The sequence below is a fragment of the Caulobacter sp. genome (assembly GCF_017744445.1).
Taxonomy (GTDB): Bacteria; Pseudomonadota; Alphaproteobacteria; order Caulobacterales; family Caulobacteraceae; genus Caulobacter.
The window spans coordinates 175545-189515 of the sequence record NZ_JAGIBH010000008.1 but is presented as its reverse complement, the minus strand read 5'-3'; the positions used below and the strand labels follow the sequence as shown (position 1 = coordinate 189515).

Sequence of the window (13971 nt, the reverse complement as noted above, 5' to 3'; positions counted from 1 at the left end):
AATGACCGCGGGGGCGGACAGCACGAAGGAGCCCACTCTTCCGAAAGAGAGCCTCCCGACGCTTGTCCGTCTCTGCCTGTTCTACGCCGCGATCTATCTGAGTTCGGGCGTCAGCCTGCCGTATATTGGCACCTATCTGCGCTCGCGCGGCATGAGCGGTGGTGAGATCGGCCTGATCCTGGCCGTGCCGCTGCTGCTGAAGCCCTTCACCGGCGCCTCGCTGGCCGTGTGGGCCGACGGCTTCACCCTGCGGCGCACGCCGATGATCCTGCTGCTGGTCGGGGCGGGGCTGGGTTATGCGGGCCTGCTGGCCGCGCCGAACCTTTGGTGGTTCATCCTGGCCTGGTTCATCGGCCAGACGTTGCTGTCGACCGTCTCGCCGCTGATCGACGTGATCACCCTGCGTCGGGCGCGGCTGGAGAACTTCAACTACGGCATTCCGCGTGGCACGGGCTCCAGCGCCTTCATCGCCGCCAACCTGGCCATGGGCGCGATCCTGACCTTCGCCGCGCCGACGATCATCGCCATCTGGATCGCGGCGGCCTGCTTCATCGGCGCGGTCGCCGCCGCCCTGGCCGTGCCGCCCGAGCGGGTCCATGCCGAGGGCGCCAAGCCCGACCGGTCGGAACGCTGGAAGGGACTGAGCGACCTGCTGTCCAACCGCACCTTCGTGCTGGCGGTGGTCACGGCCGGCCTTATCCAGGGCGCGCACGCCTTCTACTACGGCTTCTCAGCCATCCTCTGGCGCAAGCAGGGGATCAGCGAGCCGATGATCGGCATCCTGTGGGGCGTGGGCGTCGCGGCCGAGGTCGGCTTCATGTGGTTCCTGGAGCCGCTGCGCCGCCGTTGGGGCCCTGAGCGGTTCCTGATCCTGGGCGCGAGCGCCGCCGTTCTGCGCTGGACCTGCTACGCCTTCGAGCCGCCGCTGTGGGCGTTGTTCCCGTTGCAGATGCTGCACGCGATGACATTCGCCGCCAGCTTCCTGGCCTCGCTGCGGCTGATCGAGAAGCTGGCTCCGCCGGCCGCCGCGTCACCGGCCCAGGCGATCAACTCGGCGCTGTCGTCGGGCTTCACGCTCGGGATCGCGACCTTGGCGTCCGGGCCGCTGTTCGACGCCCTGGGCGCGAAGGGCTACCTGGCTGTCGCTTTCATGGCCCTGTTGGGTCTTGGCGGCGCGATTTTATTGGCGCGGAACGCTCGGCCTCAGGTCACTCAGGCCCGCCACCCAAACACCGCTCATCCCCGCGAAAGCGGGGACCCAAGCTGATGTTCAAGCTCAAGCGCCGCATGAATGACGAGCGCCGCTTGGGTCCCCGCTTTCGCGGGGATGAACGGAGATGGGGGCTAGATCGTGTAGTCGATCTCCTGGCCTTCCAGCCAGGCGACGATCTTCTCGGCCGCTTCCACGGGATCGATCGAGGTCGTGTCGATCCGCAGCTCGGGAGCCTCCGGCGCTTCATACGGGCTGTCGACCCCGGTGAAGTTCTTCAGCTGACCCGAGCGGGCCTTTTTGTAGAGGCCTTTCACGTCGCGGGCCTCGGCCACGGCCAAGGGGGTGTCGACGAAGACCTCGATGAACTCGCCTTCGCCCAGCAGGTCGCGGGCCAGCTGGCGCTCGGCCCGGAACGGCGAGATGAAGGCGGTCAGCACGATCAGGCCGGCGTCGACCATCAGCTTGGCGACCTCGGCCACCCGGCGGATATTCTCGACGCGGTCTTCCTCGGTGAAGCCGAGGTCCTTGTTGAGGCCGTGGCGGACATTGTCGCCGTCCAGCAGGTAGGTGTGGCGACCCAAGGCGTGCAGGCGCTTTTCGACCAGGTTGGCGATGGTCGACTTGCCCGCGCCCGACAGGCCCGTCAGCCAGACGACCTGGCCGCGCTGGCTCTTCAGCGCCGAACGCGACGTCTTCGTCACGTCGGTGTGCTGCCAGTGGATGTTGTCGGCCCGGCGCAGGGCGAAGTTGATCATACCCGCGCCGACCGTGCGGTTGGACAGGCGGTCGACCAGGATGAAACCGCCCATCTGGCGGTTGTCGGCATAGGGCTCGAACGGGATGGCCTGGTCGAGCGAGAGGTTGCAGACCCCGATCTCGTTCAGCTCCAGGCGCTTGGCGGCCGTATGCTCCAGCGTGTTGACGTTCACCCGGTGCTTGATGTCGGTGACGCTGGCGCTGACGGTGCGGGCGCCCAGCTTCAAGAGATAGGTGCGGCCCGGGGGCAGGGGCTCGTCGTCCATCCAGACGAGCGTGGCCTCGAACTGGTTGGCCACCGGGGCGGGCGCGTCGGCCGAGGCGATGACGTCGCCGCGCGAGATGTCGATCTCGTCTTCCAGGGTCAGGGTCACCGACTGGCCGGCGACGGCCTGGTCCAGATCGCCCGGCAGGGTGACGATGCGGGCCACGCGGCTCTCTCGGCCCGAGGGCAGGGCGCGGATGCGGTCGCCCGGCTTGATGGTCCCCGAGGCGACCAGGCCCGAGAAGCCCCGGAAGTCCAGGTTGGGGCGGTTGACCCATTGCACCGGCATGCGGAACGGCTTGGCCTGCAGGTCGTCCTCGACCTCGACGCCTTCCAGCCAGTCCATCAGGATCGGGCCGTCGAACCACGGCGTATGCTCGCTGCGCGCGGCCATGTTGTCGCCGCCCAGGCCCGAGATCGGGATCGGGGTGAAGACCTTGAGACCGATCTGCTCGGCGAAGGCGCGGTAGTCGGCGACTATGGCGTCGAAGACCGCTTGGTCCCAGCCGACCAGATCCATCTTGTTCACCGCCAGCACCACGTTGCGGATACCCAGCAGCGAGACGAGATAGCTATGGCGGCGGGTCTGGGTCAGCACGCCCTTGCGCGCGTCGATCAGGATCACGGCCGCGTCGGCGGTCGAGGCGCCGGTGACCATGTTGCGCGTATACTGCTCGTGGCCGGGGGTGTCGGCGACGATGAACTTGCGCTTTTCGGTCGAGAAGAAGCGGTAGGCGACGTCGATGGTGATGCCTTGCTCGCGCTCGGCGGCCAGGCCGTCGACCAGCAAAGCAAAGTCGATCGCGCCGCCCTGGGTGCCGACCTTCTTGCTGTCGGCTTCGAGGGCCGCCAGCTGGTCCTCGAAGATCATCTTGCTGTCGTACAGCAGGCGACCGATCAGGGTGGACTTGCCATCGTCGACGCTGCCGCAGGTGATGAAGCGCAGCAGCGACTTGTGCTGGTGCTGGTGCAGGTAGGCTTCGATGTCTTCGGCGATCAGGGCGGACTGGTGCGCCATCAGAAGTAACCTTCCTGCTTCTTCTTCTCCATCGAGGCCGACTGGTCGTGGTCGATGACCCGGCCTTGCCGCTCCGACGTGGTGGTCAGCAGCATCTCCTGGATGACCTGGGGCAGGGTGGTGGCTTCACTCTCGACCGCGCCCGTCAGCGGGTAGCAGCCCAGGGTGCGGAAGCGCACGCTCTTGGTCTGCGGGACTTCGCCGTCGCGCAGGCGGAAACGCTCGTCGTCGACCATGATCAGCGCGCCGTCGCGCTCGACCACCGGCCGCTCGGCCGCGAAGTACAGCGGCACGATCGGGATGTTCTCCAAGTGGATGTATTGCCAGATGTCCAGCTCGGTCCAATTGGAGATCGGGAAGACGCGCAAGGATTCACCAGGGTGCTTGCGGGTGTTGTAGAGGTTCCACAGCTCGGGGCGCTGGTTCTTCGGGTCCCAGCGGTGCTCGGACGAGCGGAACGAGAAGACCCGCTCCTTGGCCCGGCTCTTCTCCTCGTCACGGCGGGCGCCGCCGAAGGCCGCGTCGAAGCCGTACTTCGACAGGGCCTGCTTCAGGCCCTCGGTCTTCCAGAGGTCGGTGTGCAGGGCGCTGCCGTGGTCGAACGGATTGATGCCGCGCGCCTCGGCGTCCGGATTCTTGTAGACGATCAGGTCGAAGCCCAGCTCGGACGCCACCTTGTCGCGCAGGGCGTACATGTCCCGGAACTTCCAGGTCGTGTCGACGTGCAGCAGCGGGAAGGGCGGTTTGCTGGGATGGAAGGCCTTGGCGGCCAGGTGCAGCATCACTGCGCTGTCCTTGCCGATCGAATACAGCATGACCGGGCGTTCGCACTCGGCCGCCACTTCCCGCAGGATGTGGATGCTCTCGGCCTCCAGGCGCTGGAGGTGCGTCAGACGAGCCGGCGAGATCTCAGCTTTTAGAAGATCTGGGGTCATCGGGTCCGGCTGGTACGCGGCGGGTGCGAATTGGGTAAGGGCCAAGGCGAAGATCCGCAAAGGGAAAATGTCCGGGCCCGTCTCGTCGAGAAGGGCGCCGAATGTAGGTTGGGACCTAGGCCTGACCGTGTCCGGCGACAACCGCCGGAAATCTGGGGGCGCTGTCAGTTGGCTTGGCGCCACAGTCCGTAAGCTTGTGCTTTCATGACCAAAAGTTCACTCGCGCTTGCCGATCGAGTCTCGCATAACGACGCTATCGGTTTCCGAGGTGGGCAATGGGCTTCCTGACCGAAATGTTGGCCGTGGCGATCGTTTGGCTATCGTCGTTCGCGCTGTGCCAGTTCGGCGTGGCGGTCGAGCAGGCATGCCCTCACATCAAGAGCCAGGCACAGCACAAGACCGTCGCTCGCTCGCCGCGCGACCTGGTCAAGCCGATGCCGATCGCCGTCAGCGCCCCCGCCACCGCCGCGCGCGACGCCTGAAGGCGCTTCCAGACGCCGCAACCCCTGCAAACATAAGCAAAGTTGCTTTCCGTCAGGGCGTTTCACCGTTAGGTTCATGTGACACGCGAAGGAGGGGTCCGGCGCGCGAAGGTTGTCTCTGCGCCCCCTCGCCGACGCTTTAGGACCCTGGCTGTGTATGAAGCCTAAGAAGCGCCAACCGCTCGATTTCTCCGCGACGCCGACGGAAACTCCTCCCGAGGACACCAAGATCGCGCCCGAACTCCCTCCGGAGTTGCCCGAGACCACGTCCTTTGCTGAACCCGAGGCGGAGATTCCCACCGCCGAGCCGCTGAGCCTGCAAGAGACCCTGCACGACGACCTGGCCGTGCCGCCGCCGTCGGCCGTGCGCTCGCGCCGTCGCCGCGAGCCGGCGCCCGAGCCCGTGACCAGCTTCGCCGAGCCCGAGCTGAAGCCGGCCACCTCGCTGGCCTTTGGCGTCCAGCCGCCCGCGCCGATCGTCGAGAGCGCGACCGCCGCGCCGGCCAAGACCGAGAAGCGCGAGGCCGCCCTGGACCTGCGCGGTCCCGTGTCCGAAGCGCCCGTGCCCCTGACCGCCGAGCCCGCGCCGCGCCGGATGTCGGGCGTGCTGTTCTGGACGATCGCCACCGCCATCGCCGCCCTGTGGGCCCTGGCCCCGATCGCCTTCGCCCTGGGCTTCGCCCGCGGCGTGCCGGCCTTCAAGGTCGAGGGCTTCGCGCTGATGGTATTCGCGGGCCTGGCCATCGGGCCGGCCCTGCTGACCCTGCTGGGCGCCTATCTGTTGCGCCAGGCCACGGGCATCGCGGACGAGTTGCGTCGCACCCGCACCCTGACCGACCGCATCGTCACCCCGGCCGCCCTGGCCTCCGTTGGCGCCTCCAGCGCCGCCGAGGCCATGCGCCAGGGCGTCGAGGACGCCGCCGCCGCCGCCGAACGGGCGCGCGAGCATATCATCTCGCTGCGCCAGGCGCTGGCCGAAGAGACCGCCCGCCTGGCCGAAGCCGCTGGCGAGTCGGCCAAGATGGCCAACCAGTTGGCCCAGGGCTTGAGCCACGAGCGCACCGCGATGGAGACCCTGTCGCAGTCGCTGGACGCCCGCTCCACGGCGGTGGTCGACGCGATCGGCAGCCAGGCCCGCATGGTGGCCGAGGCCTCCGACCTGGCCGAGACCCAGCTGCGCGAGGCCGAGGCCGCCCTGGCCGCCCGCGCCGCCGACCTGGCTGCCGCCGCTGCTGAAGCCTCGGACGCCGCTCGCGTCGGGGCCGAGGACCTGTCGCGCCAGATCGCTCGTCTGGAAACCGCCGGGACCGGCGTCGGCGACCAGGTCAACGCCGTCGAGAAGAGCCTGGCCGCTCAGCGCGCCGCCTTGGTCGAGATCAGCCAGGCCCTACGCTCGGAACAGGAAGACTTCGCCGCCGAGGCCGAGACCCGCACCGCCCAGCTCACCGAGTTCGTGGCCTACACCCGCGTCGGCGCCACCGAGCTGTCGGACACCGCCTCGATGGGCGCGGAGATCCTGCGCGGCCTGATCAGCGCGGCCGCCGACCAGTTCCGCGAGATGGGCGAGAACGCCACCGCCCAGCGCGAGGCCTTCGCCGACAACGCCAAGAAGACGCTCGAAACCATCGGCGACGCCGCCGAACAGCAGCGCACCCTGCTGGAGGACGAGCTGAAGGCCGCCATGGAAGCCATGGCCGAGGCTGCGATCAAGGCCGGCGAGAGCGTCGAGGCGCGTGTCGAGGCCGCCCGCAGCCGCGTCGACCAGCTGAACGAGATCGCCTTCGCCGCCGGTCAGAAGGCCGACGCGGTGTTCGAATCCCGCATGGAAGAGGCGCGCGACATCATCGAGCACTCGGCCCAGATGGTGGAGCAGGCCGGCGCCCGCACCTCGCAGAAGCTGGCCGACTCCGTCGCCGCCGCGCGTGGCACGCTGGACGAGCTGGAAGCCATGCTGGCCGAGATCGGCAAGCGCACCGCCGATTTGCCGGCCGAAGCGCTGCACAAGGCCGGCGAGGTCCGTGTCTCGATCGAGCAGGGCGTCGAGCACTTGATGAACGCCATCCGTCGCACCGCCGAGGAGACGGCCGCGATCGACCAGGCCTTCCAGGAGCGCGTGCGCCGCAACTACGAGATGCTGAGCGAGGCGGCCGGCGCCGTCACCGCGTCCAGCGCCTCGACCGTGGCCGCCCGCACGACCTCGGCCACCGCGCCGCCGATGCGGACCCGCACGGCCGCGCCGCCGCCTCCGGCCGATCCTCTGCCGATGATCGAGTTCGAGGATGAGGACGAGCCGCCGGCCGATCGTCGTCGCCTGCGCCTGACCCCGACGGCCACCGACGAGGAGTTCCGCTCGGTGTTCGAGCAGGCCTCTACTCGCAAGCAGGCCGGCCAGCCCGCGCCCGAGCCGGACGGCGAGGGCGGCTGGAGCTGGCGCAACCTGCTGGCCGGCATCGAGAACAGCACGCCGGGCGATACCGGTCTAGGCGAGAAGCTGGCCGCCGAGATCACCGCCATGGGCATCGATCCGCACGCCCTGCTGCCGCGCGGCCGCATCGACGAGATCGCCGCCGCCCTGCAGACCCGCGACGCCGTCGGCGCCCGCGAGGTGGTCAAGCGCCTGGCGCCCGCCGCCATCCGCCGCTTGGTCCGCCGCCTGTTCTCGGACGCCACGCTGAAGGGCAATACCGAGCGGTTCCTGGCGCGCTATTCCGGCATGATCGAGGAAGCCGCGGGCCAGGATCGTGAGGGTTTCCTGCTGGCGGCGCTGCTGTCGTCGGACGCGGGCCGAGCCTATCTGCTGCTCGACGCGGCCAGCGGCGACCTGCGCTAGGTGAAACGCCTTTTCGATTTCACGGCGGCGGCGATCGGCCTGATCGCGCTGGCCCTGCCGCTCGTCGTTCTGTGGGGCCTGGTGCGTCTGACCTCGCCGGGGCCGGGCCTCTACTGGTCGCAGCGGGTAGGGAAGGGCTCAGCCCTGTTCCCGATGCCCAAGTTCCGCACCATGCGCATCGATACGCCCGAGGTCGCCACGCACCTGCTGGAGGATCCGGACCGATGGCTGACGCCGGTGGGGCCGCTGATGCGCAAGCTCAGCCTCGACGAGCTGCCGCAGCTATGGAGCGTGCTGGTCGGCTATATGAGCCTGGTCGGGCCTCGCCCGGCGCTGTTTAACCAGGACGACCTGATCGCGGCGCGCCAGGCGGCCGGCGTCGACGTGCTGCGTCCCGGGGTCACCGGCTGGGCGCAGATCAATGGCCGCGACGAACTGGCCATTCCGGACAAGGTGGCGCTGGACGCCGAGTACCTGGCCAGGCGTTCCTTCGTGTTTGATCTGGAGATCCTGGTCAGCACCGTCGTGCCGGTGCTGACCGCAAAGGGTGTGACCCGCTAGGCCCTAAGTCATCCCGCAGCGCGGGATGACGGTAAACTAAGCTAAGTCGGCGTAGGCCTTCTCGACCGCTTCCACGAACGTCGCGTTGCCGGTCAGCTTGGCCGGGAAGACGCTGTCCAGCGCCAGGAAGGCGGCGACGTCGGTCTTGGCGTCGCCGGTCACGCCCACGCCGATCTCGGTCAGCTTGTCGTGCAGCGGGTCGGTGATAGCCTCACCGGTCTTGGCGCGCAGGGCGATGAACCGCATCCAGGCCGCCAGCGGGATCGCCAGGCGCTCGATCGAGCGGCCGGCGTCCAGGGTCTCGGTCAGGGTACCCAGGATGCGGAAGGGCAGCTTCTGGGTGCCGTCCCAGGCGATCTGGGCCAGCAGGTGGCGGATCTCGGGATTGCGGAAGCGGGCCAGGATGGCCTCGGCGTATTCGGCCAGGTCCAGACCGCGCGGAGCCGTGAGCGTCGGGATGATATCCTTGGCCATCATCTCGCGGGCCAGGGTCTCCAGCACCGGGTCGCTGACGGCTTCGAACACCGTCTCGTGGCCGCGCAGAATGCCGACGTAGGCCAGGGTCGAGTGCACGCCGTTCAGCAGGCGCAGCTTGGCGCGCTCGAAGCCGCGCACGTCGTCGGTCAGGATGACGCCGACGCTGGCCAGGTCCGGCGCATCCGACGGCAGCACGTCCTCGACCACCCATTGGGTGAAGGCTTCACGCTGGATCGGCCAGGCGTCTTCCAGCCCGGTGGCGGTCTGGACGCGAGCGCGCAGGGCGTCGTCGGTGGCCGGCGTGATGCTGTCGACCATGGTGCGCGGGAAGCTGCCATTGGCGTCGATCCAGGCGGCGAGATCCGCATCGACCTTGCCGGCGAAGGCCACCACGGCCGCCTTCAGGCGCCAGCCGTTGTCGGCGAGGTTATCACAGGCCACGACAGCGTAGGGGGCGAGGCCGGCGGCGAAGCGGCGGCGCAGGCCCTCGACGATATAGCCGACGGCGCTCTTGGGTTCGCGCGGATTGGCCAGGTCGTGGACGATGTCGGGGTGGTTCTCGTCCAGCCCGCCATCGGCCGACAGGGTGTAGCCCTTCTCGGTGACGGTCAGGGTGACGATGCGGGTGGTCGGGGCGGCCAGGCGGGCGAAGACCGACGGCGGATCCTCGGGCGCGACCAGCACCTCGCGGATCGCGCCGATGACGCGGAAGGTGGTCTCGGCGTCCAGTTGGGCCAGGGTGTAGAGGCCGTCCTGCGGGACTAGGGCGTCGCGGACGCCCGGGCTCTTCAGCGAGACGGCGCAGATCCCCCAGCGCGGGTCCTTGGCCAGCAGCTGGTCGAAATAAAAGGCCTGGTGAGCGCGGTGGAAGGCGCCGGGGCCGAAGTGGACGACACCGATCTCGACCTTATCGCGATCATAGGTCGGCAGGACCGTGCCCGGGACGGCGCCCGGAAAGCTGGTGGCGCTCAGACGCAGGGCGGGGGAGGTCGCGGAAGAAGCCGTCAAGGGAGCACGCCTGAAGTTTCGTAGGGGAAGGAGAGGCAGCCTACATGCTGTAGTCTGACCTTGCTGGCAATTGGCTTGACCATTTTGGTCTAGAGGGTCACGCCCGATTTCCAGATGGCGATCTCGCGCTCGCCGTTCAGCTCGGCCTTGGTGGCCTTGCCCGAGGCGGTGTCGACCACGAGGTCCATCAGGCGATCGGCGGCGTCGTCCATCGAGACGCCCTCCAGCACCTGGCCGGCGTCGAAGTCGATCCAGCCCGGCTTGCGCTGGGCCAGGCCCGAGTTGGAGGCGATCTTCAGGGTCGGGGCGGGGAAGCCCAGCGGCGTGCCACGGCCGGTGGTGAACAGGATCACCGTGGCGCCGGCGGCGGTCAGGGCCGTCGAGGACACCGCGTCATTGCCGGGCGCTTCCAGGAAGGTCAGGCCGTGCGGGCCGACCTTCTCGCCGTAGCGCAGCACCTCGACCAACTGAGCCCGGCCGCCCTTCTGCACCGCGCCGAGGGATTTTTCCTCCAGCGTGGTGATGCCGCCGGCGATGTTGCCGGGCGAGGGGTTCTCGTAGATCGGCTGGTTGTTGTCGATGAAGTAGCGCTTGAAGTCGTCGATCACCGCCACGGCCTGGTCAAAGATCTCGCGGCTGGCGGCGCGCTGCAGCAGCACGTTCTCGGCCCCGAAGACCTCGGGGATCTCGGTCAGCACCGGCGTGCCGCCGGCGTCGGCGACCTTGTCGGCGATGCGGCCGACCAGCGGGTTGGCCGTGACGCCCGAGAAGCCGTCCGAGCCGCCGCACTTGAGGCCCACCACCAGTTCCGAAACCGGGATCGGCTCGCGCTTGTCCTGCTCGGCCAGTTCGACCAGGGCCTCGACGGCGGCCAGGCCGTCTTCCAGCTCGTCCTCCACCATCTGGGTGGTGAAGCTCTTCAGGCGATCACGGTCGATCTCCGGGGCGTTGTCCAGCAGGGCCTTGAGCTGGTTGTTCTCGCAACCCAGGCCCAGCAGCAGCACGCCGCCGGCATTGGGGTGGCTGGCCAGGGCGGCGATCAGCTTGCGGGTGTGGGACAGGTCGTCGCCCAGCTGCGAGCAGCCGAACGGGTGCGGGAAGGCGAAGACGCCGTCGACGCGGCCGGCGAAGCGCTGGTTGGCTTTCTCGGCGATGCGACGGGCGGTGTTAGCCACGCAGCCGACGGTACACAGCACCCAGATCTCGTTTCGGGTGCCGGCCCGGCCGTTCTTGCGGCGATAGCCTTCGAAGGTGCGGGCAGGGACGTCGGCGTGCGGTTCCGGCGCGGTCGGAGCGAAGCTGTAGCCCTCGACGCCTTCCAGGCGGGTGTGGACGTTGTGGACGTGGACGTGGTCGCCCACGGCGATGTCCACAACCGCCCGGCCGATCGGCCAGCCGTACTTCAAGACGTCGCTGCCAGCGCTGGCAACCCGGATAGCGATCTTGTGGCCCTTGGGGATGTCGGAGCTCACCACGATGGCTTGGCCGTGCAGGTCCAGGGTCTCGCCGGCGACGAGGTCGCGCAGGGCGGTCGCCACGTGATCACGGGGGTCCACCGGGTGGATCGATTCGCGCTGGGCCAGGGTCGTTTCAGTCATCTTGGATCGTCGTCGCCAGAAGGAGTGTCGTCGATTTGCACATTCATTGACATGGTAACCGGTGTCAGCCGGGTCGCAAGCAGACGTTTCGACCTAGGTTGGCGATGCTTACGCCGCTAGAGTATGACAAAAGAAAACGACTTAGGCTGCTGGAAACGCCGTGAACTCTTCGAAGACGCCTTCCTCGACCCCGGCCGAAGACAGTGAGAGCGTGGAGGGCGGTCGCCGCCGCGCCACGATCAACGACATCGCGAGATTGGCGGGGGTTTCGAAGAAGACCGTCTCCCGCGTGATCAACCAGTCGCCGTTCGTCCGCGACGAGACGCGGGAGCGGATCGAGGCTGTAATCGCCGAGTGGGGCTATGCACCCGATCCTCAGGCCCGGGGCCTGGCGTTCCGCCGCTCGTTCCTGATCGGCATGATCTACGACAACCCAAACCCGCAGTATGTCGTCAACATGCAGCTGGGCCTGCTGGACGGCATGCGCGGTTCGGGCTTCGAGCTGGTCGTGCACCCCTGTAACCGCGCCAGCCCGACTTTCCTGTCCGACATCCGCTCGTTCGTGGAGCGCCAGAAGCTGTATGGCGTGGTGCTGCCGCCGTCGGTGTCGGAAGACGAGCGCGTCGCCAAGCTGCTGAACGAGATCGGCTGCTCGTACATCCGGATCGCCTCGGTCGAGCTGGACAAGCCCGAGCACATGATCGTCGGTCACGACCGGATGGGCGGCGCCCAGGCGGCGCGCCACATCCTGGAACTGGGCCACAAGACCATCGCCTTCATTTCCGGTCCCGACACCTTCCGCTCGTCGCACGAGCGGCGAGGGGGCTTCGAGGACGGCCTGGCCGAGGCCGGCCTGAAGCTGGATCCGAAGGACATCGTCCAGGGCGCCTATACCTTCGAGTCCGGCGTGGCCTGCGGCGACGAACTGCTGGCGCGCACGCCGCGTCCGACCGCGATCTTCTGCGGCAATGACGAAATGGCCGCCGGCGTCCTGCAGTCGGCCCGCAAGGCCGGCCTGACGGTGCCCGCCGACCTGACCGTTGTCGGCTTCGACGACTTCCAGATCGCCCAGGCCGTCTGGCCGCCGCTGACCACGGTGCATACGCCGACCCGCGAGATCGGTAAGATGGCCGCCGAAAAGCTGATCGGCGTCGAGCGGCGCGAACCGCGCGACGCGACCAAGACCGAACCGAGCCTGGTGGTCCGTGAGTCCTCGGGACCGGTTCCCAGCTAGAGCATTCGCGGCCCCTTCGGGTTGCATCGGATCATGACACCGGTTACCAAGCGGGCCGCAGCAGCGGCCGTCCGTGAAGCCGCCGGTCATAAAGGGAGCAGACGCATCGCCATGCCCAGGCCTCTGAATTTCCACGAAGATCGGCTTTTCCCGTCGGATGCGACCACGCGTTCGTACGCGCGGGGCCTGTACGGCCTGGTCAAGGACCTGCCGATCATCAGCCCGCACGGTCACACCGATCCGAGCTGGTTCGCGACCAACGAGCCGTTCCAGGACGCCACCGACCTGCTGCTGGCGCCGGACCACTATCTGTACCGCATGCTCTACAGCCAGGGCATCAGCCTGGACGCCCTGAAGGTGCGGTCGAAGGCCGGCGTGCCGGACACCGATCCGCGCGCGGCCTGGAAGCTGTTCGCCAGCAACTTCCACCTCTTCCGCGGCACGCCGTCGTGGATCTGGCTGAACCACGTGTTCAGCAAGGTGTTCGGCTTCACCGAATTCCTGGAAGCCTCGAACGCCGACGACTATTTCGACCGCATCAACGAGGCGCTGGCTTCGGACGCCTTCCGTCCGCGCGCCCTTTTCGACCGCTTCAACATCGAGACCCTGGCCACGACCGAAGGCCCGCATGAGGTGCTCAAGCACCACCAGGCCATCCGTGAGAGCGGCTGGGGCGGCCATGTCATCACCGCTTACCGTCCCGACGCGGTCATCGACTTCGAGGACGAGCGCTCGCCGCGTTCGTTCGAGCGCTTCGCCGAGGTGTCCGGCAAGGACGTCTACAGCTGGAAGCAATACCTCGAAGCCCACCGCCTGCGCCGCCAGGCCTTCATCGAGGCCGGCGCGACGTCGTCGGACCACGGCCACCCGACCGCCGCCACCGCCGACCTGTCGGACGTCGAGGCCGAGGCCCTGTTCCAGAGCCTGGTGAAGGGCGACATCACGCCCGAGAAAGCCGAGCTGTTCCGCGCCCAGATGCTGACCGAAATGGCCAAGATGAGCCTGGACGACGGCCTGGTCATGCAGATCCACCCCGGCTCGCACCGCAACCACAATGTCGGCCTGCTCGAGACCCACGGTCGCGACAAGGGCGCCGACATCCCGATGCGCACCGAGTACGTCTCGGCGCTGAAGCCGCTGCTGACCCGCCTGGGCAATGATCCGCGCCTGTCGGTGATCCTGTTCACCCTGGACGAGACCGTCTACAGCCGCGAACTGGCCCCGCTGGCCGGCCACTATCCGGTGCTGAAGCTGGGTCCGTCCTGGTGGTTCCACGACAGCCCGGAAGGCATGATGCGCTTCCGCGAGCAGGTCACGGAAACCGCCGGCTTCTACAACACCGTCGGCTTCAACGACGACACCCGCGCCTTCCTGTCGATCCCGGCTCGCCACGACGTGGCCCGCCGCGTCGACTCGGCCTTCCTGGGCCGCATGGTCGCCGAGCACCGCATGGACCTCGTCGAAGCCGAGGAGCTGATCGTCGATCTGACGTACAACCTGCCTAAGAAGGCCTACAAGCTCGACCAGCGTCCCGACTGGGCTCGTCCCACGACCGCGCTGCGCGCCGCCGCTGAATAAGAACACCCTTCCGGAG

10 protein-coding genes are annotated in these 13971 nt (G+C 68.1%); 6 read left to right on the top strand and 4 right to left on the bottom strand.

Translation table 11 applies throughout. The annotated features are described in order from the left end of the window. Nucleotide 1: 1 nt before the first annotated feature. Nucleotides 2–1267: an MFS transporter gene (locus J7528_RS13810; RefSeq protein WP_291875276.1), complete on the top strand. Its 1266-nt coding sequence runs from the start codon at nt 2–4 to the stop codon at nt 1265–1267. 77 nt (nt 1268–1344) lie between these two features. On the opposite strand, the gene cysN is transcribed toward J7528_RS13810, so the two are convergent. Further along, nucleotides 1345–3252 carry a sulfate adenylyltransferase subunit CysN gene (gene cysN, locus J7528_RS13805; RefSeq protein WP_291875274.1) on the bottom strand — a complete coding sequence of 636 codons (1908 nt, stop codon included), beginning with the start codon at nt 3250–3252 and terminating at the stop codon, nt 1345–1347. After that, nucleotides 3252–4232 (bottom strand): sulfate adenylyltransferase subunit CysD, encoded by a 981-nt coding sequence (gene cysD, locus J7528_RS13800; RefSeq protein ID WP_291875272.1) that lies wholly within the window; start codon nt 4230–4232, stop codon nt 3252–3254. Before cysD ends, cysN begins: the two co-directional genes overlap by 1 nt. A gap of 230 nt (nt 4233–4462) precedes the next feature. On the opposite strand from cysD, the gene J7528_RS13795 reads away from it, so the two are divergent. The 3 genes from J7528_RS13795 to J7528_RS13785 all read left to right on the top strand — a co-directional run bounded on the left by J7528_RS13795 (nt 4463) and on the right by J7528_RS13785 (nt 8060). Further along, nucleotides 4463–4669 (top strand): hypothetical protein, encoded by a 207-nt coding sequence (locus tag J7528_RS13795; RefSeq protein ID WP_291875271.1) that lies wholly within the window; start codon nt 4463–4465, stop codon nt 4667–4669. 157 nt (nt 4670–4826) lie between these two features. Continuing rightward, nucleotides 4827–7499, top strand: coding sequence for a polar localization protein TipN (locus J7528_RS13790; RefSeq protein WP_291875268.1), 2673 nt, complete (start codon nt 4827–4829; stop codon nt 7497–7499). Then, nucleotides 7500–8060, top strand: coding sequence for a sugar transferase (locus J7528_RS13785; protein ID WP_291875266.1), 561 nt, complete (start codon nt 7500–7502; stop codon nt 8058–8060). Nucleotides 8061–8096: 36 nt separating this feature from the next. On the opposite strand, the gene J7528_RS13780 is transcribed toward J7528_RS13785, so the two are convergent. After that, on the bottom strand, nt 8097–9545 hold the full coding sequence (locus J7528_RS13780) for a mannitol dehydrogenase family protein (RefSeq protein WP_291875263.1): 1449 nt from the start codon (nt 9543–9545) through the stop codon (nt 8097–8099). 89 nt (nt 9546–9634) lie between these two features. Beyond that, a complete protein-coding gene (locus tag J7528_RS13775; protein WP_291875261.1) occupies nt 9635–11143 on the bottom strand; it encodes an altronate dehydratase family protein in 1509 nt (502 codons plus the stop codon). Between the two features lie 160 nt (nt 11144–11303). On the opposite strand from J7528_RS13775, the gene J7528_RS13770 reads away from it, so the two are divergent. After that, nucleotides 11304–12377, top strand: a complete 1074-nt coding sequence (locus tag J7528_RS13770) for a LacI family DNA-binding transcriptional regulator (protein ID WP_291875259.1) — start codon at nt 11304–11306, stop codon at nt 12375–12377. Nucleotides 12378–12488: 111 nt separating this feature from the next. Continuing rightward, nucleotides 12489–13955: a glucuronate isomerase gene (uxaC, locus tag J7528_RS13765; RefSeq protein WP_291875257.1), complete on the top strand. Its 1467-nt coding sequence runs from the start codon at nt 12489–12491 to the stop codon at nt 13953–13955. Nucleotides 13956–13971 lie beyond the last annotated feature (16 nt).

Bases quoted from the DNA above. Each gene is read 5' to 3' on its own strand.
- cysN (WP_291875274.1), bottom strand. From the start codon at position 3,252: ATGGCGCACCAGTCCGCCCTGATCGCCGAAGACATCGAAGCCTACCTG.
- J7528_RS13775 (WP_291875261.1), bottom strand. From the start codon at position 11,143: ATGACTGAAACGACCCTGGCCCAGCGCGAATCGATCCACCCGGTGGAC.
- J7528_RS13790 (WP_291875268.1), top strand. From the start codon at position 4,827: ATGAAGCCTAAGAAGCGCCAACCGCTCGATTTCTCCGCGACGCCGACG.
- J7528_RS13810 (WP_291875276.1), top strand. From the start codon at position 2: ATGACCGCGGGGGCGGACAGCACGAAGGAGCCCACTCTTCCGAAAGAG.
- uxaC (WP_291875257.1), top strand. From the start codon at position 12,489: ATGCCCAGGCCTCTGAATTTCCACGAAGATCGGCTTTTCCCGTCGGAT.
- J7528_RS13795 (WP_291875271.1), top strand. From the start codon at position 4,463: ATGGGCTTCCTGACCGAAATGTTGGCCGTGGCGATCGTTTGGCTATCG.